We start from the raw sequence: 22,865 nt of genomic DNA, 5'->3' as shown, positions 1-22,865 counted from the left end.
AGGCTCGTCTGGTTACAGGCCGGAAAGGCCGAGTGCGGGGTCGATGGCGTCGAGGGCGTCGGCCAGGGCCTTGGCCTTGTCGGCGATCTCTTGGCGTTGTGCAGCGCTGACCTGGTCGTAGTCCACATAGCCAAACCCTTGGCGCAGGCTGTCGAGGCGGGCCGCCAGGGCCTGGGTGGCGCCGTCCACCTGGTTCAACAAGGGGGCGGCCGACTTGCTCAGCAAGGGGCGCAGCAGGTCGACGACCTTGCGCGTGGTGTCCAGGTTGGCGGCAAAACCGTTGAGGTCGCTGTGGCTGTAGCGCTCCTCTTCACCGCTGCCGGCTCGCTGCGCGGCCAGGCTGCGGATGTTGCGCGCCACCACGCCGACCAGCTGTTGCGGCGCCAGGGTCTGGGCCAGCAACTGTTCCTTGAGACGGGCCACATCGCTGGACAGGCCTTGCGCCACCGGGGCCAGGCCGGCCAGGTCGCGTTGCTCGAACAGGCCGTATTCCAGGCGATGGAAGCCGCGAAAGCCCGGGTCCTGTTCGCGCTGCTCGAAGTAGTCGGCGCGGGCATTGATGGCGTTGTCCAGCTCGGCCAGGCGCTGGGCCGCCGGCGCCAGACGCTGATAGGCGGCACGGGCCGGCAGGTACAGGGCCTGGGCCTGCTTCAGGTCGCCGGCGTCGATGGCTTGCTGCAAGGCGCTCACCGCCTTGACCAGGGCGCTGCCGGAAACACTGAGGTAGACCCGGAACTCCGACAGCGGCCCGACAAAGGCCAGCAGCGAGGGGCCGGCCTTGGCCTGGGCGTCGGACTCGGCGGTGGCCGTCACGTGCAAGGTGCCCCGCGGGTTGCTCAACAGTCCGCAGGTCATGGCGTAGTCACCCGGTTGCAGGTTGGCGTTGATCACCTGGCTCAGGCCCGGAGCGATGTTCTCCCGCTCCTCGACCACCAGCACGCCGTCGAGGATTTCCCATTCCACGGCGCGCTCGGAGCGGTTGACGATGCGAAAGCTGGCACGCCCGGCCGCAACGGTCAGGGCGTTGGGCTCACAGCCCTTGGGGTGGATGGTCAGGGTGATTTCGCCCTGGTGCGCCTGACGCTTGTCGGCGGCCAGTTGCGCGGCGTAATAGAACAGCCCGCCGGCGGCGATCATCACGATCACCGAGCCGGCAACCGCCCAGCGCAAGGCGCGGGGGGGCGAGGCCTGGGGAGAGGCTTGCTGGGTCATGGGGGAGCCTTACTGACGGGAAACGGAAGAGGTCGGGGCGGGTGCCTTGGCCGCGCTGCCGGCGGGCAGGAAGAACAGCACCAGGGTCACCGCCAGGTACAGCCCATAGGCGCCGAGGGTGCTGAGGGTGGGCGCGTCCTGGTAGCCGAACATGCCGGCCAGCACCGAGCCCAGCGGGCTGTCCATGGGCAGGCTGGCGCTGAAGTCGAAGAGCACGGTCTGCCAGTGGTTCCAGATTCCGGCTTCGTGCAGGGCCTGTACCGAGTTGGCGAGGATGCCGGCGGCCACCACCAGGATGAACAGCCCGGTCCAGCGGAAGAACGCCCCGAGGTTCAGGCGCATGCTGCCGGTGTAGATCAGCCAACCGACGATGATTGCCCCGATCAGGCCCAGCAGGGCGCCGGTGGGCGCGCCGGGTCCTTCGCTCTGCTGGAACACCGCCAGTAGGAAGAACACGGTTTCCAGGCCTTCCCGGGCAACGGCGAAGAACACCATGGCGATCAGGGCCATGACCTGATGCCGGGAGCCGGCCAGGGCCTGGTCCAGGGACGCCTGCAGGGAGTGCTTGATGGAGCGGGCCACCTTGCGCATCCAGAACACCATGGAGCTGAGGATGCCCACGGCCACCAGGCCGACGATGCCTTCGAACAGTTCCTGCTGTTTCTGCGGGAACTCGGCGCTCATCAGCTCCAGGCCGCCGCCCACCAGCAGGGCCAGGGCCGCGGCGAGAAACACCCCGATCCATACCGCGGGCATCCACTGACCGCGGCCGGTCTGTTTCAGGTAACTGGCGATGATGCCAACGATAAGCGCGGCTTCAATCCCTTCGCGCAGCATGATCAGAAATGGAACGAGCATTCAGCACCGGCGGGGCAATGGGTAGGGAGCTAATTTGTAACATAATGATACTCATTGCTAAATGAAGATGATTGGCATCCGCTGAACCTGAGCTGAACGAGATTTGTTTACTTCTACGGCGGGGTTTGGCGCCCATCCCCCACCCGGCATGGGCCGGCTGGCCGGCGCAGAGAGGCGCGAGAGAGGCGCGAGAGAGAGGTTGAAGGGGCTGGCGCAGTCGCTGGTCAGCCCGCGCCTACGGGGGAGGGAGATGCAGGTTTTGGCGCGGGCGGTTCAGCCGCGGTTCTGTTCGGTCAGGCGTTGCACCGCCAGGCGCCGGTAATGGGAAGGGGTCATGCCCTTGAGCTGCTGGAAGCGTCGGTTGAAGTTGGAGATGTTGTTGAAGCCCGATTCGAAGCACACGTCGGTCACCGGTTTGTCGCCAGCGGCCAGCAGTTCGCAGGACTTGCTGATGCGCAGGCGATTGACGAACTCGATGAAGCAGCGGCCGGTGGCTTGCTTGAACACTCGGGAGAAGTAGCTGGCTTTCATCCCCAGGTACTCGGCGACTTCCTCCAGGGGCAGTTCCCGGGCGTAGTGGGCAAAGATGTAGTCCACCGCGCGGTTGGTGCGGTCGACGCTGTGTTCATCCGCCAGTTGCCCGCGGGTGGCGCTGGACAGTAACTGGTAGTCGTCGCAGGCCGCCAGCAGTTCCATGAGGATGAAGAAGTGGCCGAGCCGGGTGATGCCGCTGGAGTCGGCGATACGCTGCATCAGCGGCATGGCCTGGGCGATGGTCTGCGGGCAGCGGAACTCGATGCCGTACTGGGCCCGCTCCAGCAGGGGACTGAGGTTCTTCAGTTCGCTGAAGATCTGGCTGCCGCTGTCGAAGAGTTCGTCGGTGAAGTTCACCAGCATGTCGCGCTTGGGCACCACTTCGTCCTCGGCCACCTGGCTGATCCAGTTGTGGGGCAGGTTGGGGCCGGTGAGGAACAGGGTGTGCGGATAGAAGTTGCCGATGTAGTCACCGATGAACACCTTGCCGGCGCTGGCGACGATCAGGTGCAGCTCGTACTCCTTGTGGAAATGCCAGCGCACCAGTGGGCTGGGGAAGCCGTGCTGGCGATAGATGATCGACAGGCCGTTGTGGTCGTCCATCAATTCATAGGAAGGGTCGGTGATCTTGCCGGGTCGGCTCATGGTGGGAGACAGTTCTTGTTGTTGGCCCGCCCGATAATGCCTCGCGGCCTTCCCGTGCACCAGCAGGAACTGGCTGGCCAGCGAAGGCGCCCACCCATTCAACGCCTTTGCGACCCTATTCGCCGGCCCCTGCAACCACCCGCGGCTCCTGCGAGGGCGCCGGGGTCAGGAGGCGGGGCGGTTCTTCGCCTCGATCCACTGCGCCATGTATTGGGTGCTCTTGTGATGATGGTGGCGCAGCATGGCGCCGGTGAAGTTGTCGCGGCGCAGCTGTTCCAGGTGCTGGCGGCACTGCTGCAGGCGCTGGATCAGCGCCGGGCCGTGAATCTGCCGGCGGTAGCGCGCCTCCAGCAGGCGCGCGCCCGCGGCCTGGGCCTGGTTCCACAAGGCCTGATCCTGATACAGGCGCACCGCCGCCGAGGCCAGGGCGCTGGCGGATTCGGCCACCGCCCCGGGCCACGGCAGGTCGTCCTGGGACATGGATTCGCTGCCCACCGGGGTGGTCACGCTGGGGGTGCCGCAGAGCATGGCGTCCAGCAGCTTGCCCTTGATCCCGGCGCCGAAACGCAGGGGCGCCAGGCAGATCCGCGCCGCGCTCATCACCTGCAGCGCGTCTTCGGCCCAGTTCATGATGTGAAAGCCCTGGGCCGGGTTGTGCAGAGCCGCGGCCTTGGGCGGGGTGTAGGCGCCATACAGGTGCAGTTGCGCGCCGGGCAGTTGCTGGCGGATCAGCGGCCACACGCGGTTCTTCATCCACAGCACGGCGTCCCAGTTCGGCGCGTGACGGAAATTGCCGATGCTGAGGAAGTGCGCCCGCTGTTCAAAGGGCGGGAACTGGTCCGGCAACCGGTCCAGCATCAGTGGGCACCAGTGCAGCAAGGCCGGGGGCAGGCGGAACTGCTGCACCAGCAGGTCGATCTCCACTTCGGAGATCATCAGGCTCAGGTCGCAGCGGTAGATGGCGGCGATCTCGCGCTTGGCCAGGTCGGTGTCGGCCATGTGGCGGAATTCTTCCAGCGGCGCCCGGCGGAACAGGGCGCTGAAGTCATCCTCGTCGGCGCCGGCCTTGAGCTGATCCTTGAGTCGCTGGTGGCGGGCGTGGCGCAGGCATTGCAGGTCCGAGGTTTCCAGGACCCGCAGGGCATTCGGGCAGTGCTGCTCGACGCGCCAGCCGAACTGCTCTTCCATCATGAACTGGTCGAACAGCACGATATCCGGCGCCAGTTCGGCGACGAAACGGTCGAAACTGCTGTTGTTGAGTTCGATCGGGCACTCGCGGATGCCCAGCGCCGCCAGGTCCTCCTTGTGCTCGCCCTCGTTGGCCGGGCTGCTGAAGGTCAGCTCCCAACCCTGATCGAGAAAGCTCTGGAGGATCTGCATCATGTGCCCGCCGGCAGCGGAGGAGCGGGGTTCTGGCCAGACGTAACCAATGATCAGGACTTTGGTTGCGGCGGTGGGACTCATGAGCGGGCATTCCTGGCAGGCGGGGGCAAAAAAAGGTCGCCATTAAACCACAGCCGGCCGCCACCGGATCAGCCGAGGATGCTGCGCACCTTGTCCCGCAACTGATCGATGGAGAAGGGCTTGCCGATCACCGCCATGCCGGCCGGCACCTCGATGGATTCGGCGTAACCGCTGGCGAACAGTACCGGCAATTGCGGGCGCAACTGCCGGGCTCGCTCGGCCAGTTCGCGGCCGTTCATGCCAGGCAGGCCGACATCGGTCATCAGCAGGTCGATGCCTTGCCCCGTCTCTTCCAGCAGGTGCAGCGCGGCGTCGCTGCCATCGGCTTCCAGGACATTGAATTCGAGCTCTTCGAGAACATCGACAATCAACATGCGCACGATGGCATCGTCTTCGACGACTAGGATGGTGGTAGCGCTGGCGGGCATAGGGACACTCTCAAGAAATGAATTCGGTGGGGCGGCGTGACAGGCGGCCCTGTGCATCAGTAAGTGGCAGCTGGCCACAAGTTCCCGAAGCTGTACAAAAAAATGCTCTTGTACAAGCGTCGGCAAGAATAACCGCTTCCTTTGTCCCAGCGCAGCTTCAATTGCAGTTGTGAACCCACAGGTTATAAAAAATAGCTGCAATGGCCGAATGTGGGGCAAACTTCGTTTTTTTTACCGGCGTCCAGGTCCATCAAATGATTCGTCCGACTTCGATTGATGAACAGAGTTTTCGCAAGCTGCTGACCCGCAACATCAGCCTGCCCCTGGGTGTGGGCGTGCTCAGCGCGGTTTTTTTCGTGTCCCTGATCACCTACCTGCTCTCGGTGATCCAGTGGGTGCAGCACACTGACCGGGTGATCAATAACATCAACGAGGCGGCGCGCCTGACCATAGACCTGGAAACCGGCATGCGCGGTTTTCTGATCACCGGCGACGAGCACTTTCTCGATCCCTATGAAGTGGCCAAGCCGCGCATCGTCAGCGAGCTGCGCAGCCTCCAGGAACTGGTGAAGGACAACCCGCAGCAGGTGGATCGGCTCAAGCGCCTGGAAGCCCTGCAGACCGAGTGGAACAACTTCGCCCAGGGCATGATCGAGCTGCGTCGGCAGAACGGCGACTACCGTGGCGCGGTACAGGCCGGCCGCGGCAAGCGCCTGACCGACGAGATCCGCAAGGAATACGACGACGCGGTGACCATGGAGCAGCAACTGCGCCTGGAGCGCAATGAAGACGTCAGTCGCACGACCATTTTCAGCGTGATCCTGTACCTGCTGTTCGTGGTGGGCATCAGTGGCCTGCTGGCCTACATCGGCCGCCGCGACCTGCTGGCGCTGTCGAAAAGCTACAGCGACAACCTCGAGGCCCAGGACCAGAGCGCGCGTCGCCTGGAGCAGCAAGCCTGGCTGCGCAACGGCCAGACCGAGCTGGCCGAACAGATGCTCGGGCAACTGAGCCTGAACCTGTTGGGGCGCAACATCCTGCACTTCTGTGCCCAGTACCTGGGGACGCCGGTGGCGGCGCTGTATGTGCGCGAAGACCACGGCGGCCTCAAGCGCGTGGCGTCCTACGGCTTCTCCCGGGAGCAGGAGCAGCAGGAGCAGTCGCTGTATGGCGATGAAGGCCTGGTGGGGCAGGCCGCGCAGCACAAGCGCCTGATCCGCCTGGACAACGTGCCGGCGGATTATTTCAAGGTCAGTTCCGGCCTGGGCGAAGGCGCGCCGCACAGCGTGCTGGTGGTGCCGACCCGGGATGACGATCGGGTCAACGGGGTGATCGAGCTGGGCTTCCTGCGGGCCTTGAGCGAACGCGATGTCGAGTTGCTGGAGCTGATTGCCGGCAATATCGGCACTTCCATCGAGGCCGCGCGCTATCGCCAGCGCCTGCAGGAAGTGCTGGCCGAAACCCAGCAGCTCAACGAAGAGCTGCAGGTACAGCAGGAAGAGTTGAAGACCGCCAACGAAGAGCTGGAGGAGCAGTCGCGGATTCTCAAGGAATCCCAGGTGCACCTGGAAACCCAGCAGGTGGAGCTGGAGCAGACCAACGAACGCCTGGCCGAACAGGCGCAGATCCTCGCCGAGCAGCGCGACGCCATGGACCGCAAGAACAACGAGTTGAACGAGGCGCAGACCCAGCTCGAAGAGCGCGCCGAGGAGTTGCAGCGTTCCAGCCGCTACAAGTCCGAATTCCTCGCCAACATGTCCCACGAGTTGCGCACGCCCCTCAACAGCTCGTTGATCCTGGCCAAGCTGCTGGCGGAAAACCCCCAGGAGAACCTCAGTGCCGAGCAGGTCAAGTTCGCCGAATCGATCTACTCCGCCGGCAATGACCTGCTGAACCTGATCAACGACATCCTCGACATTTCCAAGGTCGAGGCCGGTAAGCTGGAAGTGCGTCCGGAAAACGCCAGCGTGCCGCGCCTGGTGGACGGTTTGCGCAACCTGTTCCAGCCGTTGACCGTGGACAAGGGCCTGGAATTCCGGGTGCAACTGCAGCCCGGGGTGCCGCAGATGCTGTTCACCGACCGCCAGCGGGTCGAGCAGATTCTCAAGAACCTGCTGTCCAATGCGATCAAGTTCACCGAGCAGGGCCAGGTCAGCCTGAGCGTTTACGCACAGCCCGGCACGGGCATCGCCTTTGCCGTGCAGGATTCCGGCATCGGCATTGCCCGGGACCAGCAGGAGAGCATCTTCGAAGCCTTCCGCCAGGCCGACGGCACCACTAGCCGGCGCTATGGCGGCACCGGCCTGGGGCTGTCGATCTCCCGGGATCTGGCCACCTTGCTGGGCGGCTCCATCAGCGTCAGCAGCGAGCCGGGGCGTGGCAGCATCTTCACCCTGGTGCTGCCGGAGCACTACAACGAGGCGGCGCAGCCGTTGATCGTGGCTCCACCGGCGCTGTTGCCGGCCGCACCGGTGCAGCCGGCGAGCATGGCGCCGACGCCGGTAGAGGCACCGGCGGCCGAGATCCCGCGGTTCGCCGATGATCGGGACAAGGCACCGTTCAGCGGCCGCTGCATCCTGGTGGTGGAGGACGAGCTCGAATTCGCGCACATCCTCTTCGATCTGGCTCACGAGCTGGGGTATCACTGCCTGGTGGCCCACGGCGCCGACGAAGGCTTCAGCCTGGCGGAGCAGTTCGTCCCCGATGCGATCCTGCTGGACATGCGCCTGCCCGACCATTCCGGGCTCACGGTGCTGCAGCGGCTCAAGGAGCACCCCCAGACCCGGCACATCCCGGTGCACGTGATTTCGGTGGAAGACCGGGTGGAAGCGGCCATGCACATGGGCGCCGTGGGCTACGCGGTGAAACCCACCACCCGCGAGGAGCTCAAGGACGTGTTCGCCCGCCTCGAAGCCAAGCTGACCCAGAAGGTCAAGCGCGTGCTGCTGGTGGAGGACGACGATCTGCAGCGCGACAGCATTGCCCGCCTGATCGGTGACGACGACATCGAGATCACCGCCGTGGGCCTGGCCCAGGATGCCCTGGACCTGCTGCGCGAGAACGTCTACGACTGCATGGTCATCGACCTCAAGTTGCCGGACATGCTCGGCAACGACCTGCTCAAGCGCATGTCCACCGAGGACATCTGCTCCTTCCCGCCGGTGATCGTCTATACCGGGCGCAACCTGACCCGGGACGAAGAGGCCGAGCTGCGCAAGTATTCGCGCTCGATCATCATCAAGGGCGCCCGCTCGCCGGAGCGCCTGCTGGATGAAGTGACGCTTTTTCTGCACAAAGTCGAATCCCAGTTGTCCCATGAGCGGCAAAAGATGCTCAAGACCGCCCGCAGCCGCGACAAGGTGTTCGAGGGGCGCAAGATTCTTCTGGTGGACGATGACGTGCGCAACATCTTCGCCCTGACCAGCGCCCTGGAACACAAGGGCGCGGTGGTGGTGATTGGGCGCAACGGCCATGAAGCCATTGCCCGCCTCAACGAGGTGGAGGATATCGACCTGGTGCTGATGGACGTGATGATGCCGGAGATGGACGGTTTTGAAGCCACGGTGCAGATCCGCAAGGACCCGCGCTGGCGCAAGCTGCCGATCATCGCCGTGACCGCCAAGGCCATGAAGGACGACCAGGAGCGCTGCCTGCAGGCCGGTTCCAACGATTACCTGGCCAAGCCCATCGACCTTGACCGGCTGTTTTCCCTTATCCGCGTGTGGCTACCGAAGATGGAAAGAATTTAGTGGAGCGTAATACCGAGATCGAACTGCGTTTGCTGATCGAAGCTATCTACCTGAAATACAGCTACGACTTCCGCGACTATTCCGGCGCTTCGATCAAGCGCCGGGTCAACCATGCCCTGCGTCAGTTCGAGTGCAAGACCATTTCCGCGTTGCAGGAACGGGTGCTGCACGACCCGACGGCGTTCATGCAACTGCTGCAGTTCCTGACCATTCCGGTGAGCGAGATGTTTCGCGATCCGTCGCACTTCCTGGCGATCCGCCAGGAGGTGGTGCCGCTGCTCAAGACCTACCCGTCGATCAAGATCTGGATCGCTGGCTGCAGCACCGGGGAAGAGGTCTACTCCATGGCCATCCTGCTGCGCGAAGAGGGGCTGTTGGAACGCACCATCATCTACGCCACCGACATCAACCCCAGCTCCCTGGAGAAGGCCAAGCAGGGCATCTTCTCCCTGGAGAACGTGCGGGCCTACACCCACAACTACCAGCAGGCCGGTGGCCAGCGCTCCTTTGCCGACTACTACACCGCCGCCTACGACTACGCGATCTTCGACAAGACCCTGCGCGAGAACGTGACCTTTGCCGATCACAGCCTGGCGACCGACAGCGTCTTCTCCGAAACTCAATTGATTTCGTGTCGTAACGTATTGATTTATTTCAATAAAAAGTTGCAGGATCGGGCCTTTGGGCTGTTCCATGAGTCGCTCTGCCACCGTGGTTTCCTGGTGCTGGGCAGCAAGGAAACCCTGGAATTTTCCGCCTATGGCAAGCATTTCGAACCCTTGGTCAAACAAGAACGGATCTACCGCAAGACATGAGCCAGGAAAGTGTCGCGCCGCATCGCCGGCCTCGGATCGAGGCTGTCGTGGTAGGCGCCTCCGCGGGGGGCGTCGAGGCCTTGTTGAGCCTGTTCAATGAGTTCAGCGCCAGCTTCAGCCTGCCGGTGATCGTGGTCCTGCACCTGCCCGACGAGCGTCGCAGCCAATTGGCCGACGTCTTCGACCGGCGCCTGGCGCTGAGGGTGAAGGAGGCCGACGACAAGGAAGCGATCGTTGCGGGCACCCTGTACTTCGCCGCCCCCGGTTATCACCTGTCGGTGGAGCAGGACCGCACCCTGTCCCTGAGCCAGGAGGAGCGCCTGCATCACTCGCGGCCGGCCATCGATTACCTGTTCGAGTCCGCCGCCGACGCCTACGGCGAGCACCTCGTGGCGGTGCTGCTGACCGGGGCCAACCAGGACGGCGCCCAGGGCCTGGTCGAGGTCAAGCGCCAGGGCGGGCTGACCATCGTCCAGGACCCCGGCGAAGCCCGTGTCCCCACCATGCCGGAAGCAGCCCTGGCCCTGCAGCAACCGGACCACATCCTCCCTTTGCGCGGCATCAGCCATCTGCTCGCCGAGCTGGAACGAATCGCATGTTAAGTAATATTCAAGCCAAGCTGCTGATCGTCGACGATCTGCCGGAGAACCTGCTGGCCCTGGAAGCGCTGATCAAGCGCGAGGACCGCACGGTGTACAAGGCGCTGTCGGCCGACGAAGCCTTGTCATTGCTGCTCCAGCACGAATTCGCCATGGCCATTCTCGATGTGCAGATGCCCGGCATGAATGGCTTCGAGCTGGCCGAACTGATGCGCGGCACCGAGAAGACCAAGAACATTCCCATCGTTTTCGTCAGCGCCGCCGGGCGTGAACTCAACTATGCGTTCAAGGGGTACGAGAGCGGGGCGGTGGACTTCCTGCACAAGCCCCTGGACATCCATGCGGTCAAGAGCAAGGTCAATGTCTTCGTCGACCTGTACCGCCAGAGCAAGGCCATGAAGCAGCAGGTCGAGGCCCTGGAGCAGAGCCGGCGCGAACAGGAGGCGCTGCTCAACAAGCTCCAGGCCACCCAGAACGAGCTGGAGCAAGCGGTGCGCATGCGCGATGACTTCATGTCCATCGTCGCCCACGAGGTGCGCACGCCCCTCAATGGCCTGATCCTGGAAACCCAGCTGCGCAAGATGCACCTGGCCCGGGAGAACGCCGCGGCCTTCAGCCTGGACAAGATGCACGCCATGGTCGATCGCGACGAGCGGCAGATCAAAAGCCTGATCCGCCTGATCGAGGACATGCTGGACATTTCGCGGATTCGTACCGGCAAGCTGTCGATCCGGCCATCCCGGTTCGACCTGGCGCAACTGGTGCGCGGGCTGGTGGAGAATTTCGCGCCTCAGGTGGAAGCGGCGCAGTCGTCCCTGACGCTGCAGGCCGAGCAGCCCCTGGAAGGCCAATGGGACGAGTTCCGTATCGAGCAGGTGATCTCCAACCTGCTGACCAACGCCCTGCGTTACGGGGCCAAGAGCCCCATCGAAGTCAGGGTCTATGCCGAGGACGGCGAGGCCCGGGTCGAGGTGCGGGACCATGGCATCGGCATCAGCGAGGACAACCAGAAACGCATTTTTCAGCAGTTCGAGCGGGTCAGCGCCAGCCATGTGGCGGCGGGCCTCGGGCTTGGGCTGTTTATTTCCGAACAGATCGTCACCGCCCACGGCGGCACCATCACGGTCGAGAGTCGCTTGGGCCAGGGCGCGCGGTTTCGCGTCAGCCTGCCCTTGTAGACGGTCGGACGAGCGGCGAGTGACTAAAAGCGTAATGCTTACGCAACCTCTGTGTGACCCAATGGTCGAAGGGGCTGCTGACGTTTGGTGACCTGCCACGACGGTGACCCACTGAGCACAGGGCAGGGCGCGAGGAGCGCGGTTTGGTTGTTCCAGATACGCTCCGAGAAACGCGGCCCGGCAACGCAGTCGGTCACCAAACATCAACAGCCCCTTGCAGCAATTGACCCAGCAAAGGTTTTCCATGAGTGAAGATGCACAAGACGTCGTACTGATCGTCGAAGATGAACCGGTGATCCTGATGCTTCTGGCCGACTACCTGTCGGGCCTGGGCTACCGGGTTCTGCAGGCCGAGAATGGCGAGCAGGCGTTCGAGATCCTCGCCAGCAAGCCGCACCTGGACGTGATGATCACCGATTACCGTCTGCCGGGCGGGATTACCGGGGTGATGATCGCCGAGCCGGCGGTGAAGCTGCGCCCGGACCTCAAGGTGATTTTCATCAGCGGCTACCCCAACGAAATCCTTGAATGCGCCAGCCCCATCACCCGCAAGGCGCCGATTCTGGCCAAGCCGTTCGACCTCAACAGCCTGCAGGAACAGATCCAGCAACTGCTGGCCTGAACCGGGCCTCAGTCGCCGATCATTTCCCGCACCTTGGCGGTCAGCAGGTCGAAGGTGAATGGCTTGGTGATCAGTTGCATGCCGGGATCGAGGAAGCCGCCACGGGCGGCGGCGTGCTCGGCGTAGCCGGTGATGAACAGCACCTTCAATTGCGGGCGGATCTGCCGCCCGATCTCCGCCAGTTGCCGGCCGTTCATGCCCGGCAGGCCCACGTCGCTGATCAGCAGGTCGATACGTTGCGCCGAATCGAGAATCGGCATGGCGCTGCGGGCATCGCCGGCTTCGAGATAGGCGTAGCCCAGTTCGCCAAGCACCGCGCTGACCAGCACGCGCACCGCCGGATCATCCTCGACGATGAGCACCGTCTCGCCCTGTTGCGCGCTCGCCGATTGTTGCGCCGGCAGCGGTTCGTCCTGCGCCAGGCCGCCCCGAAAGCGCGGCAGGTAAAGGCTGACCTCGGTGCCGCGGCCCAGGGTGCTGTTGAGGGTGACGTGGCCGCCTGACTGCTTGCTGAAGCCATAGATCATCGACAGCCCGAGCCCGGTGCCCTGGCCGATGGGCTTGGTGGTGAAGAAGGGGTCGAACACCCGGTTGATGATGGCCTCGGGCATGCCACAGCCATTGTCACTGACCCGCAGCAGCACATATTCCCCGGGCGCCAGGTTGTCGTGGGCCTGGGTAAAGTCCGCTTCCAGGCGCTGGTTGAGGGTTTCCACCAGCAGCCGGCCGCCGTTGGGCATGGCGTCCCGGGCATTGAGCACCAGGTTGAGCAGGGCGCTTTCCAGTTGATTGGGGTCGGCTTCGGCCACCCACAGCTGCGGGTCCAGGCGCATGTCCAGCTGGATGCTTTCGCTCAGGCTGCGTTGCAGCAGTTCGCCCATGGAGGTCACCAGGGCGTTCATCTCCACCGGCTTGGAATCCAGCGACTGGCGCCGGGAAAAGGCCAGTAGGCGATGGGTCAGGCCGGCAGCGCGGTTGGCCGAAGTCACCCCGAGGTCGATCAGGCTGTCCAGGTCCTCGGTGCGACCCCGGGCCAGGCGCCGGCGCAGCAGCTCCAGGCTGCCGATGATGCCGGTGAGCATGTTGTTGAAGTCATGGGCGATGCCGCCGGTGAGCTGGCCCACGGCTTCCATTTTCTGCGACTGACGCAGGGCCTCTTCGTTGTGCCGCAGTTGCGCGGTGCGTTCTTGCACCTGCTGCTCCAGGGTTTCCAGGGTGCGCTGCAGGCGCAGTTCGCTCTGGCTCAGGTCGATCAGACGGTCCCGGGCTTCGTATTGCCGGCGGCGTCCGCGCAGGGCGGCGCTGACCAGGCTGATCAGGGTCGCCGGATGGAAGGGCCGTTCGAGAAAGCTGACATTGCCCAGGGGCGCGCCCAGGCGCGAGGCCGGGTTCTGCTCCGGGCCACCGTGCTGGGTCAGCAGCACGATGGGCAGGTCGGACCAGGCCGGTTGCTGCTCCAGATAACGCAGCAAGGGCTGCAGATCGGCCCCGCGCAAGGCTTCGGCGGCGATGATCGCCAGCCCGGCACCCTGATCCAGCTCGTCGCACAGGGCCGCCAGGTGCGGGGTGATCAGGCTGCTGAATCCGGCTTCGTTGAGCATCATCTGCGCCAGCTGGCCGTCGCGGCCGTAGGGCGTCAGCACCAGGGCGCGCTCGGAAAATGCCGGAGGCCGGCTCATGTGTCCTCATCCTGCAGCAGCGGTGCGCTCTCGCCCTGATAGCTGGGCACGCCGCGCAACACGCCCTGGAAGGCTTCCAGAGGGGCGCCGATGGTCAGGCCACGCTCGCCGATGCGGTATTCGCGGATGGTCGACTCGTGGCGGCCGGTGCGTTTCTTGATGATGGAAATGGCCCGGCGCACCTTGCCCAAGGCCTCGAAGTAGCGCAGCAGGACCACGGTATCGGCCAGGTAGGTGATGTCCACCGGGGTCTGCATGTCGCCCACCAGGCCATGCTGGGCCACGGTCATGAAGGTCGCCGCTCCCTGGCGGTTGAGGTACAGCAGCAACTCGTGCATGTGCAGCACCAGGGCGTTTTCCTCGGGCATTGCCGCCTGATAGCCGTTGATGCTGTCGATCACCACGGTCTTGATCCGTTGCTGATCCACGCAGCGCCGGACCCGGTGGGACAGCTCGCCCGGCGACAGTTCGGCGGCGTCCACCTGTTCGATCACCAGATCGCCTCCGGCCTGCAGGGCCTGCAGGTCGATGCCCATGTTGCGCATGCGCTCAAACAGCAGCCCCAGCTCTTCGTCGAAGATGAACAGCGCGGCCTTTTCCCCCCGGGCCACCGCGGCGGCGGCGAAGATCAGCGAGATCAGCGATTTGCCGGTGCCGGCCGGACCGAGGATCAGGGTGCTGGAGCCGGTTTCGATGCCGCCCCCCAGCAGCGCGTCCATCTCGTCGATGCCGCTGGACAGGGTCTGGCGCGGGTAGCGGGCGCGGTGCTCGGCGGCCACCAGGCGCGGGAACACATGCACGCCGTCGCCCATGATGGTGAAGTCGTGGAAGCCGCCGCGGTACTTCTGGCCGCGGTACTTCACCACCCGGATGCGCCGGCGTTCGGCGCCGTAGCTGGGGGTCAGTTCCTCCAGGCGGACCACCCCGTGGGCCACGCTGTGCACGGTCTTGTCCAGGGCTTCGGTGGTCAGGTCGTCCAGGAGCAGCACGGTGGCGTCATAGCGGACGAAGTAGTGCTTGATCGCCAGGATCTGCCGCCGGTAGCGCAGCGAGCTCTGGGCCAGCAGGCGGATTTCCGAGAGGCTGTCGAGCACCACTCGGGTCGGCTTGACCCGTTCCACCACTTCGAAGATCTGCCGGGTGGCTTCCCCCAGCTCCAGGTCCGAGGCGTACAGCAGGCTTTGCTGGTGCTCGGCATTGAGCAGGCTTTCCGGCGGGATCAGCTCGAAGATGTGAATGTGCTCGTCGAGCTGCCAGCCATGGGAGGCTGCGCCCTGGCGCAATTCACGTTCGGTTTCCGAGAGGGTGATGTAGAGGCAGCGCTCACCGGCTGCGGCGCCGGCGCGCAGGAAATGCAAGGCCACGGTGGTCTTGCCGGTGCCGGGTTGGCCTTCCAGGAGAAACACATGGCCGCGTGACAATCCGCCGTTGAGGATGTCATCCAGGCCTTCGATGCCGGTGGCGGCTTTTTCGCTGAGCAACGCACATGAGGTCGACAAACAATGCCCTCGCACAATGGGTCCAGGTGATCGGCGATGGCGTCGAACGCCTTGATATCGCCGATAAATCACTTGACCGCCTGCCGTCGGCACGGTTCAACCTTTTGTTGTGTAGCCGCTGCCGCAGGCTGCGAACGGCTTGGGCGGCATTCCGACGCAGCAGACGCTGGGGGCTCAAGGGCGGCAAAGGTTCGGCTGGGGATCGCCAGAAGGCCCTGCGGGGCTTTTCGCAGCCTCGCAGGCTCGGCAGCGGCTACAGGCCCTGTTGCAGGGCCGGGTCGTCGGGGTTCTGCTGCTCCAGCTGGGCCAGCAGCACCTGGACGTTCTGCAACTGGCCGCTTTCTTTCCAGTAGTTGATCAGGAGCACCCGCGCCTTGCGGTTGTAAGGCTGGCGCTGGACGATTTCTTCCAGCTGCTTTTGCGCCGCCTCCTGCTCCTGCTGGCCGTGCAGGGTGGTGGCCAGGTCGTAGCGATAGGCGGCGTTGTTGGGCTCCAGTTCCACGGCCCGGGACAGGCCCAGCAGGGCGAATTCGCCTTGGCCATGGTGCAGCAGCCAGAGGCCCAGGGCGTGTTGCAGGTAGGCCGAGTCCTGCTGGGCCTGCAATTGCTTGGCCAGCAACTGGCGGGCGGCGTCGCTCTGGCCCTGCTTGTCCAGCACCTCGATCTGCAGCACCACCGCCTGCAGGTTGTCCGGCGCCAGGCGCAGGGCCTGTTCCAGGGTCTGCTGGGCCTTGACCAGATCGGCGTTGTGCAGGTACAGGCGCGCCAGCTGGTACTGGGCTTCGACATTGTCCCCCTGGGTCTTGAGCACCTGGGTGTATTCGTCGATCACCTGCTGCAGCGGGCCGAAGTACAGGCCCTGATCATCCGGGGACAGGCCCAGCAGAGCGTCCACCGCGGCAAAGCGCACGCTTTGCTCGTGATCATCCAGCAGCGGCCCCAGCAACAGGCTGCGCTGGCCACTGGGCACCAGGCCCAGCACGCTGTTGATCGCGGCCTTGCGCACGGGCGGCGAGGGGTGGTGCAGATCGGCGTCCGCCAGTTTCAGGGCTTGCGGGCTGGGGTAGTTGGGCAGCACCGCCAGCAGACGGATGCGCTGCGAGTCGCTGAGGTCGGGGCGCGCCAATTGCTGGTACAGCACCCGGGCCGCGCCGGGCTGGCCGTTGCGGGCTTTTTCCAGGGCCGGGCCATAGCCGTGCTTGATGGCCTCGGGGATCACCGGCGGACTGCTACGCAGGAAGTTCCAGGCCAGGGCCAGGGCAATGACGAGCGACAGGCTGATCAGCAGGTAGCGACGGGGCAGTGACATGGGGGAATCCGGAAGCTGGCGACTTTTGCAAGGCGCAAGCTTCGGTCAGGAGTCGGCCCGAGTCAAACCCGCAATCAGCTGAGCACGTATTCCACCGGTTCCATCGGCGGTGGCAGTTCGCGCTGCCCCAGGGCTGCCAGGACTTCGCGCTCCAGGCCGCGCAATAGAGCGTTGCAGGGCAAATCGTTGTCGTCGTAGCCGAAGGGGTCTTCCAGGTCGTTGCCGATCTCGTCGAGGCCCAGGAAGGTGTAGCTGACGATGGCGGTGAAGATCGGCGTCAGCCAGCCCAGGGGCTCGGCCATGGCGAACGGCAGGAGGATGCAGAACAGGTAGATGGTGCGGTGCAGCAGCAAGGTGTAGGGGAAGGGCAGTGGGGTGTTCTGGATCCGCTCGCAGGCGGCCTGGACCAGGCTCAGGCTGACCAGCCGGGTTTCCATCTGGGTGTAGCGCCATTCGCTGATCAGTCCCTGCTGCGCCCACTGCGAGCAGCGCTGGCCGATGCGTTGCAACTGCGCATCGGTGAGGTTCGGGTGCTGCGGGTCGAGGCCGGCCTGGGCCCAGGGTTGCAGGGCGCGGGCTTCGTCTTCATGGCGCAGGCGGGCAATCAGGCTGTGGGCGAAGCCGCACAGGTCGCGCAGCAGGCCCTCGCGTTCGGGGTGGCCGTCGATGACCAGGCTTTCACGGATCAGCGAGCGCACCTCGATGATCAGTTGGCCCAACTGCTTGCGGCCTTCCCACCAGCGGTCGTAGCAGGCGTTGTTGCGAAAGCTCATGAAGATCGACAGCGACAGCCCCAGCAGGGTGAAGGGCGTGGCGTTGACCTTGGAAAAATATGTGGGTTGCAGGGTTTCCACCAGCACGATGACCGAGGCCAGCAGGGTGATCAGCACGCAGCGCAAGGCAATGCGCTTGGCGATCGAGCCCTTGAGGGCGAAGAGGATGCTGATCAGGTTCGGCTTGGGGCGGACGATCATGAGGGCTGAGGCCAGGGCGATTACGCGGCGAGTCAAGAGTAGGAGCGCGCCGTAGGGCTGTCCAATCGCAACGATCGACCGAATGATCGACTGCCTCTATCGACCAACGACCCTGTAGCCGCTGTCGAGCCTGCGGCGAGGCTGCGCGAAGGTCCGCAGGACCTTGCCTGACGATTGCCGTCTGAACCTTCAGTGGCCTTCCGATCCTGGCGTCCCTTCGGGCCGTTCGCAGCCTGCGGCAGCGGCTACAGGGAGTTGTGTAGCCGCTGTCGAGCCTGCGGCGAGGCTGCGAAAAGGTCCGCAGGACCTTGCCTGACGATTGCCGTCCGAACCTTCAGTGGCCTTCCGATCCTGGCGTCCCTGCGGGCCGTTCGCAGCCTGCGGCAGCGGCTACAGGGTGTTGTGTAGCCGCTGTCGAGCCTGCGGCGAGGCTGCGCGAAGGTCCGCAGGACCTTGCCTGATGATTGCCGTCCGAACCTTCAGTGGCCTTCCGATCCTGGCGTCCCTGCGGGCCGTTCGCAGCCTGCGGCAGCGGCTACAGGGCTGTAGCCGCTGTCGAGCCTGCGGCGAGGCTGCGAAAAGGTCCGCAGGACCTTGCTTGCCGATGTCGTGGCAAAAAAAAGCCCCGCGACCGAATGCGTCGCGGGGCCAAACATTGGTTGGTTGCGGCCAACCAAAGGAGCTCGTTGCTATGCCTTAGCGGCTGGCCACCGTCGCTGGCTGCCAGCCACCGCCCAGGGCCTTGTAGATGGCGACGATGCCGCGGTACAGGTCGACTTCGGCCTGGGCCTGGGCGTCTTCGGCCGCCAGGCGTTCACGCTGGGCGTCCAGCAGCACCAGGAAGTCCACGGTGCCTTCGCGGTAGCGGATCTCGGCCAGGTCTGCCGCGGCGCGGCTGGACTCGCTCTGGCGAATCAGCGAGATCAGCCGTTGCTGGCGCTTGCCGTAGTCGCTGAAGGCGTTTTCCGACTCTTCCAGGGCCAGCAGCACCTGCTGCTCATAGTTGGCCAGGGCGCCGTCGGCGTTGGCGTCGGCGCCGCGCAGGCGGGCCCGCACGCTGCCCAGGTCAAAGGCCGCCCAGGTGATGCTCGGGCCCAGGGCCCAGGCATTGGCCGCCGAGGAGCCGATCTGCGAGCCGCGCCCGGCGGTGAAGCCAAGGAAGCCGCTGAGGCTGACCCGCGGGAACAGGTCGGCCTTGGCCACGCCGATGCGCGCGGTGGCGGCGGCCAGTTTGCGCTCGGCGCTGAGAATGTCCGGACGGCGCTGCAGCAGCTCGCCCGGGTCGCCGATCGGCAGGGCCTTGGCAATCGCTGGCAGTTGCGCCGGGGACAGGTCGACGCTGAGCTTGTCCGGCCGTTCCCCCAGCAGGGTGGCGATGCGGTTGCGCTGGCGGGTCTGCTCGGCCTGCAGCTGCGGCACGCTGGCTTCCACCGAAGCCAGGCGGGCGTCGGCACGCACCACGTCGAGCTGGTCGCCGACCCCGGCATCGCGCAGGCTTTCGGTGATCTTGCGCGAGGCCTGCTGGTTGTCCAGGTTGGCCAGGGCGATCTTTTCCCGCAGTTGCGCGCCGCGCAGCTGGCCGTAGGCGTCCACCAGCTCGGCGATCATGGTCACCTGCAGTTGGTAGAGGTCGGCCTCGGCGGCCTGCTGGTCGGCGTCGGTGGCTTCCAGGTTGCGCTGGATGCGCCCGAACAAGTCCAGTTCCCAGGCCATGTCCAGGCCCAGGTCGTAGCGCTCGCTGTTGACCCGTTTGCTGGTCTGGCCGGGGATCTGGCCCTTGGCCAGGTCGCTGCTGGCGCGGCTGGTGATGGTGGGCATGGCGTCATTGCTGGCGTCATCGCGAATTGCCCGGGCGGCCCGCAGGCGGGCGAAGGCCACCCGCAGTTCGCGGTTGCCCTGCAAGGACTGGCTCACCAGCTGGTTGAGGGTCGGGTCATCGAATTGCTGCCACCAGATGCCTTCGAAACGCGCGCGGTCGAAGTTCTTCTGGCCTGCGGCGCCGTCGGTGGCGGCGCTGATGTGCGCCGCCTCGGTGGTCGGGGCCTGGTAGTCCGGGCCGACGGCGCAGGCGCCGAGGGCCAGTACCAGCAGGCTGGGCAGGAAGACTTTGGCACTCATTGTTGCGCCTCCAGTTGCAGGGCGCGGGCGGCCTTGCGGGCCTCGCTGCGCTCCACGTAATTGCGGATCAGGACATAGAACACCGGGGTCAGCAGCAGGCCGAAGAAGGTCACCCCGAGCATCCCGGAGAACACCGCGACGCCCATGGCATGACGCATTTCCGCGCCGGCACCGCTGGAGATCACCAGGGGCACCACCCCCATGATGAAGGCGAAGGAGGTCATCAGGATCGGCCGCAGACGCAGGCGGCAGGCTTCCAGCACCGCAGCCAGCGGATCGAGGCCTTCCTCTTGCTTGTCCTTGGCGAACTCGACGATCAGGATCGCGTTCTTGCAGGCCAGGCCCACCAGTACGATCAGGCCGATCTGGGTGAAGATGTTGTTGTCGCCACCGGAAACGATCACCCCGGTAATCGCCGACAGCAGGGTCATCGGCACGATCAGGATCACCGCCAGGGGCAGGCTCCAGCTCTCGTATTGCGCGGCCAGTACCAGGAAGGCCAGCAGCACGCAGAGCGGGAAGACGAACAGGGCGGTGTTACCGGCCAGGATCTGCTGGTAGGTCAACTCGGTCCATTCGTAGGTCATGCCGTTGGGCAGTTCTTCCTTGAGCAGTTTCTCGATCGCCGCTTCTGCCTGCCCGGAGCTGTAGCCCGGGGCCGCCGCGCCGTTGATTTCCGCGGTGACGAAGCCGTTGTAGTGCATCACGCGGTCGGGACCGGCGGTGTCGCTGACCTTGATGAAGGTCGCCAGGGGGATCATCTCGCCCTTGTTGTTGCGCACTTTCAGCTGGCCGATCTGCTCGGGTTCGAGACGGAACTGCTGCTCGGCCTGGACGTTGACCTGGTAGGTGCGGCCAAAGCGGTTGAAGTCGTTGGCATACAGCGAGCCCAGGTAGACCTGCAGGGTGTCGAAGATGTCGGAGATCGCCACGCCGTGGGTCTTGGCCTTTTCCCGGTCGATGGCGGCATCGACCTGGGGCACGTTGACCTGGTAGCTGGTGAACAGCCCGGCCAGTTCCGGCACGCTGCGGCTCTTGGTGATGACGTTCTGCACTTCTTTATACAGCTCGTCGTAACCCAGACCGCTGCGGTCCTCCACTTGCAGGCGGAAGCCGCCAATGGTCCCCAGGCCCTGTACCGGCGGCGGTGGGAAGATCGCCATGTAGGCGTCCTGGATGTCCGCGTACTTGCCGTTCAGGGCACCGGCGATGGCGCCGGCGGACATGCTCGGGTCCTTGCGCTCATCGAAGGGCTTCAAGGTGACGAAGACGATGCCGTTGTTCGGGCTGTTGGTGAAGCCGTTGATCGACAGGCCTGGGAAGGCCACCGCGCTTTCCACGCCGGGTTGCTTGAGGGCGATGTCGGACATGCGCTTGATCACGTCTTCGGTGCGGTCCAGGCTGGCAGCGTCCGGCAGTTGGGCGAAGGCCACCAGGTATTGCTTGTCCTGGGCCGGCACGAAACCGGTCGGGGTGTGGGCGAAGCCGAACCAGGTCAGCACCATCAGCCCGGCATAGAGGAACAGGGCGATGCCGCTGCCGCGGATGACCCGGCGCACGGTGCCGACGTAGCCATGGCTGGCCCGGTCGAAGAAGCGGTTGAACGGCTTGAACAGCCAGCCCCCCAGCAGCGTGTCGAGGATCTTCGAGAAGCGGTCCTTGGGCGCATGGTGTTCCTTGAGCAGTACCGCGGCCAGGGCCGGCGACAGGGTCAGGGAGTTGAAGGCCGAGATCACCGTGGAGATGGCGATGGTCAGGGCGAACTGCTTGTAGAACTGCCCGGTCAGGCCGCTGATGAAGGCTGCCGGTACGAACACCGCGCACAGCACCAGGGCGGTGGCGATGATCGGGCCGGTCACTTCACGCATGGCGCGTTTGGTGGCCTCTACCGGGTTGAGGCCCAGGCCGATGTTCCGTTCGACGTTCTCCACCACCACGATGGCGTCGTCCACCACGATGCCGATGGCCAGCACCAGGCCGAACAGCGACAGGGCATTGAGGGAGAAACCGAACAGGTGCATGACCGCGAAGGTACCGATCAGCGACACCGGTACGGCCACCAGCGGGATGATCGAGGCGCGCCAGGTCTGCAGGAACAGGATCACCACCAGTACCACCAGGATCAGCGCTTCGAACAGGGTGTGCACCACCGCTTCGATGGAGCCGCGGACGAAGATGGTCGGGTCGTAGACGATGCTGAAGTCCATGCCCTGCGGGAAGCTCTGCTTGAGTTCGGCCATCTTGGCCCGCACTTCGTTGGAGATCTCGATGGCGTTGGAGCCCGGGCGCTGGAAGATCGGGATCGCCACCGCCGGCTGGTTGTTGAGCAGCGAACGCAGGGCGTACTGGCTCGATCCCAGCTCGATGCGGGCGATGTCTTTCAGGCGAGTGATCTCACCGTCTTCGCCTGAGCGAATGATGATGTTCTCGAACTCTTCCTCGGTGACCAGGCGGCCCTGGGTGTTGACCGACAGCTGGAAGCTGGTGGCGCTGGGCGCAGGCGGCGCGCCCAGGGCACCGGCGGCGACCTGACGGTTCTGTTCGCGGATGGCGGTGACCACGTCGGTGGCGGTCAGGTTGCGCGAGGCGGTCTTGTTCGGATCGAGCCAGACCCGCAGTGAGTAGTCGCCCATGCCGAACAGCTGCACATCCCCCACGCCGCCCAGGCGCGCCAGCTCATCCTTGATGTTGAGCAGGGCGTAGTTGGACAGGTAGAGCATGTCGTAGCGTTTGTCCGGCGAGGTCAGGTGGACCACCATGGTCAGGTCCGGAGAGGCCTTGTCCACGGTGATGCCGATGCGCGTCACTTCTTCCGGCAGCTTGGGCTGGGTGCGGGTCACGCGGTTCTGCACCTGCACCTGGGCGTTGTCCAGGTCGGTGCCCAGGGCGAAGGTGATGGTCAGGGTGATCTTGCCGTCGGCGGTGGATTGCGAGGACATGTAGAGCATGTTCTCGACCCCGGTGATCGCCTGTTCCAGGGGCGCGGCCACGGTTTCACCGATGACCTTCGGGTTGGCCCCGGGGAAGTTGGCGCGTACCACCACGGTGGGCGGCACCACTTCCGGGTATTCGCTGATGGGCAGCTGGAACAGCGAGATGGCGCCGGCGATCAGGATCAGCAGCGACAGCACCGCGGCGAAGATCGGCCTTGAAATGAAGAACTGGGAAAAATTCATCTTGAG

General features: G+C 64.8%; 16 protein-coding genes. 5 read left to right on the top strand and 11 right to left on the bottom strand.

The features are described 5' to 3' along the window. Positions 1-12 precede the first annotated feature (12 nt). The 5 genes from efeO to ACMGG8_RS20460 all read right to left on the bottom strand — a co-directional run bounded on the left by efeO (position 13) and on the right by ACMGG8_RS20460 (position 5,141). Positions 13-1,212 carry an iron uptake system protein EfeO gene (efeO, locus tag ACMGG8_RS20480; protein WP_414158295.1) on the bottom strand — a complete coding sequence of 400 codons (1,200 nt, stop codon included), beginning with the start codon at positions 1,210-1,212 and terminating at the stop codon, positions 13-15. Between the two features lie 9 nt (positions 1,213-1,221). Then, on the bottom strand, positions 1,222-2,070 hold the full coding sequence (gene efeU / locus ACMGG8_RS20475) for an iron uptake transporter permease EfeU (RefSeq protein ID WP_414158294.1): 849 nt from the start codon (positions 2,068-2,070) through the stop codon (positions 1,222-1,224). 273 nt (positions 2,071-2,343) lie between these two features. Then, complete coding sequence (locus ACMGG8_RS20470; RefSeq protein ID WP_060841937.1) at positions 2,344-3,249, bottom strand: AraC family transcriptional regulator; 906 nt, start codon at positions 3,247-3,249, stop codon at positions 2,344-2,346. Between the two features lie 165 nt (positions 3,250-3,414). Further along, a complete protein-coding gene (locus ACMGG8_RS20465) occupies positions 3,415-4,713 on the bottom strand; it encodes a glycosyltransferase (RefSeq protein WP_108543462.1) in 1,299 nt (432 codons plus the stop codon). A gap of 68 nt (positions 4,714-4,781) precedes the next feature. Continuing rightward, positions 4,782-5,141 (bottom strand): response regulator, encoded by a 360-nt coding sequence (locus tag ACMGG8_RS20460; RefSeq protein ID WP_060839101.1) that lies wholly within the window; start codon positions 5,139-5,141, stop codon positions 4,782-4,784. 254 nt (positions 5,142-5,395) lie between these two features. Between ACMGG8_RS20460 and ACMGG8_RS20455 the strand changes: the two genes are divergently transcribed. The 5 genes from ACMGG8_RS20455 (at position 5,396) to ACMGG8_RS20435 (ending at position 12,104) form a co-directional block, all read left to right on the top strand. After that, positions 5,396-8,890: a response regulator gene (locus ACMGG8_RS20455; RefSeq protein ID WP_060839102.1), complete on the top strand. Its 3,495-nt coding sequence runs from the start codon at positions 5,396-5,398 to the stop codon at positions 8,888-8,890. After that, positions 8,890-9,705: a CheR family methyltransferase gene (locus ACMGG8_RS20450; RefSeq protein ID WP_016964143.1), complete on the top strand. Its 816-nt coding sequence runs from the start codon at positions 8,890-8,892 to the stop codon at positions 9,703-9,705. The genes ACMGG8_RS20455 and ACMGG8_RS20450 overlap by 1 nt, the downstream gene beginning before the upstream one ends. Continuing rightward, positions 9,702-10,307, top strand: coding sequence for a chemotaxis protein CheB (locus ACMGG8_RS20445; RefSeq protein WP_060839103.1), 606 nt, complete (start codon positions 9,702-9,704; stop codon positions 10,305-10,307). The genes ACMGG8_RS20450 and ACMGG8_RS20445 overlap by 4 nt, the downstream gene beginning before the upstream one ends. Further along, positions 10,301-11,482, top strand: coding sequence for a hybrid sensor histidine kinase/response regulator (locus ACMGG8_RS20440; RefSeq protein ID WP_060839104.1), 1,182 nt, complete (start codon positions 10,301-10,303; stop codon positions 11,480-11,482). Before ACMGG8_RS20445 ends, ACMGG8_RS20440 begins: the two co-directional genes overlap by 7 nt. Positions 11,483-11,726: 244 nt before the next feature. Continuing rightward, a complete protein-coding gene (locus tag ACMGG8_RS20435) occupies positions 11,727-12,104 on the top strand; it encodes a response regulator (RefSeq protein ID WP_060839105.1) in 378 nt (125 codons plus the stop codon). Between the two features lie 8 nt (positions 12,105-12,112). Here the strand turns inward: ACMGG8_RS20435 and ACMGG8_RS20430 are convergent, their stop codons facing one another. From ACMGG8_RS20430 to ACMGG8_RS20405, 6 genes are all read right to left on the bottom strand, one after another. Then, positions 12,113-13,783: an ATP-binding protein gene (locus ACMGG8_RS20430; protein WP_414158293.1), complete on the bottom strand. Its 1,671-nt coding sequence runs from the start codon at positions 13,781-13,783 to the stop codon at positions 12,113-12,115. Next, positions 13,780-15,282: an ATPase domain-containing protein gene (locus tag ACMGG8_RS20425; RefSeq protein ID WP_108543468.1), complete on the bottom strand. Its 1,503-nt coding sequence runs from the start codon at positions 15,280-15,282 to the stop codon at positions 13,780-13,782. The genes ACMGG8_RS20430 and ACMGG8_RS20425 overlap by 4 nt, the downstream gene beginning before the upstream one ends. A gap of 253 nt (positions 15,283-15,535) precedes the next feature. Continuing rightward, entirely contained in the window at positions 15,536-16,591 is a 1,056-nt protein-coding gene (locus ACMGG8_RS20420) for a HEAT repeat domain-containing protein (protein WP_060839108.1), read from the bottom strand. 74 nt (positions 16,592-16,665) lie between these two features. Then, positions 16,666-17,565 carry a bestrophin family protein gene (locus tag ACMGG8_RS20415; protein WP_414159961.1) on the bottom strand — a complete coding sequence of 300 codons (900 nt, stop codon included), beginning with the start codon at positions 17,563-17,565 and terminating at the stop codon, positions 16,666-16,668. 696 nt (positions 17,566-18,261) lie between these two features. Next, on the bottom strand, positions 18,262-19,683 hold the full coding sequence (locus ACMGG8_RS20410; RefSeq protein ID WP_108543470.1) for an efflux transporter outer membrane subunit: 1,422 nt from the start codon (positions 19,681-19,683) through the stop codon (positions 18,262-18,264). Next, complete coding sequence (locus tag ACMGG8_RS20405; RefSeq protein ID WP_060839111.1) at positions 19,680-22,859, bottom strand: efflux RND transporter permease subunit; 3,180 nt, start codon at positions 22,857-22,859, stop codon at positions 19,680-19,682. The genes ACMGG8_RS20410 and ACMGG8_RS20405 overlap by 4 nt, the downstream gene beginning before the upstream one ends. Positions 22,860-22,865 lie beyond the last annotated feature (6 nt).

The organism is Pseudomonas sp. BNK-45 (genome assembly GCF_047456255.1).
GTDB lineage: Bacteria > Pseudomonadota > Gammaproteobacteria > Pseudomonadales > Pseudomonadaceae > Aquipseudomonas.
The sequence above is the reverse complement of the archived record's forward strand: the minus strand, read 5'-3'. Positions and strand labels throughout refer to the sequence as shown.

Bases quoted from the DNA above. Each gene is read 5' to 3' on its own strand.
- efeO (WP_414158295.1), bottom strand. From the start codon at position 1,212: ATGACCCAGCAAGCCTCTCCCCAGGCCTCGCCCCCCCGCGCCTTGCGC.
- efeU (WP_414158294.1), bottom strand. From the start codon at position 2,070: ATGCTCGTTCCATTTCTGATCATGCTGCGCGAAGGGATTGAAGCCGCG.
- ACMGG8_RS20470 (WP_060841937.1), bottom strand. From the start codon at position 3,249: ATGAGCCGACCCGGCAAGATCACCGACCCTTCCTATGAATTGATGGAC.
- ACMGG8_RS20465 (WP_108543462.1), bottom strand. From the start codon at position 4,713: ATGAGTCCCACCGCCGCAACCAAAGTCCTGATCATTGGTTACGTCTGG.
- ACMGG8_RS20460 (WP_060839101.1), bottom strand. From the start codon at position 5,141: ATGCCCGCCAGCGCTACCACCATCCTAGTCGTCGAAGACGATGCCATC.
- ACMGG8_RS20455 (WP_060839102.1), top strand. From the start codon at position 5,396: ATGATTCGTCCGACTTCGATTGATGAACAGAGTTTTCGCAAGCTGCTG.
- ACMGG8_RS20445 (WP_060839103.1), top strand. From the start codon at position 9,702: ATGAGCCAGGAAAGTGTCGCGCCGCATCGCCGGCCTCGGATCGAGGCT.
- ACMGG8_RS20440 (WP_060839104.1), top strand. From the start codon at position 10,301: ATGTTAAGTAATATTCAAGCCAAGCTGCTGATCGTCGACGATCTGCCG.
- ACMGG8_RS20435 (WP_060839105.1), top strand. From the start codon at position 11,727: ATGAGTGAAGATGCACAAGACGTCGTACTGATCGTCGAAGATGAACCG.
- ACMGG8_RS20430 (WP_414158293.1), bottom strand. From the start codon at position 13,783: ATGAGCCGGCCTCCGGCATTTTCCGAGCGCGCCCTGGTGCTGACGCCC.
- ACMGG8_RS20420 (WP_060839108.1), bottom strand. From the start codon at position 16,591: ATGTCACTGCCCCGTCGCTACCTGCTGATCAGCCTGTCGCTCGTCATT.
- ACMGG8_RS20415 (WP_414159961.1), bottom strand. From the start codon at position 17,565: ATGATCGTCCGCCCCAAGCCGAACCTGATCAGCATCCTCTTCGCCCTC.
- ACMGG8_RS20410 (WP_108543470.1), bottom strand. From the start codon at position 19,683: ATGAGTGCCAAAGTCTTCCTGCCCAGCCTGCTGGTACTGGCCCTCGGC.
- ACMGG8_RS20405 (WP_060839111.1), bottom strand. From the start codon at position 22,859: ATGAATTTTTCCCAGTTCTTCATTTCAAGGCCGATCTTCGCCGCGGTG.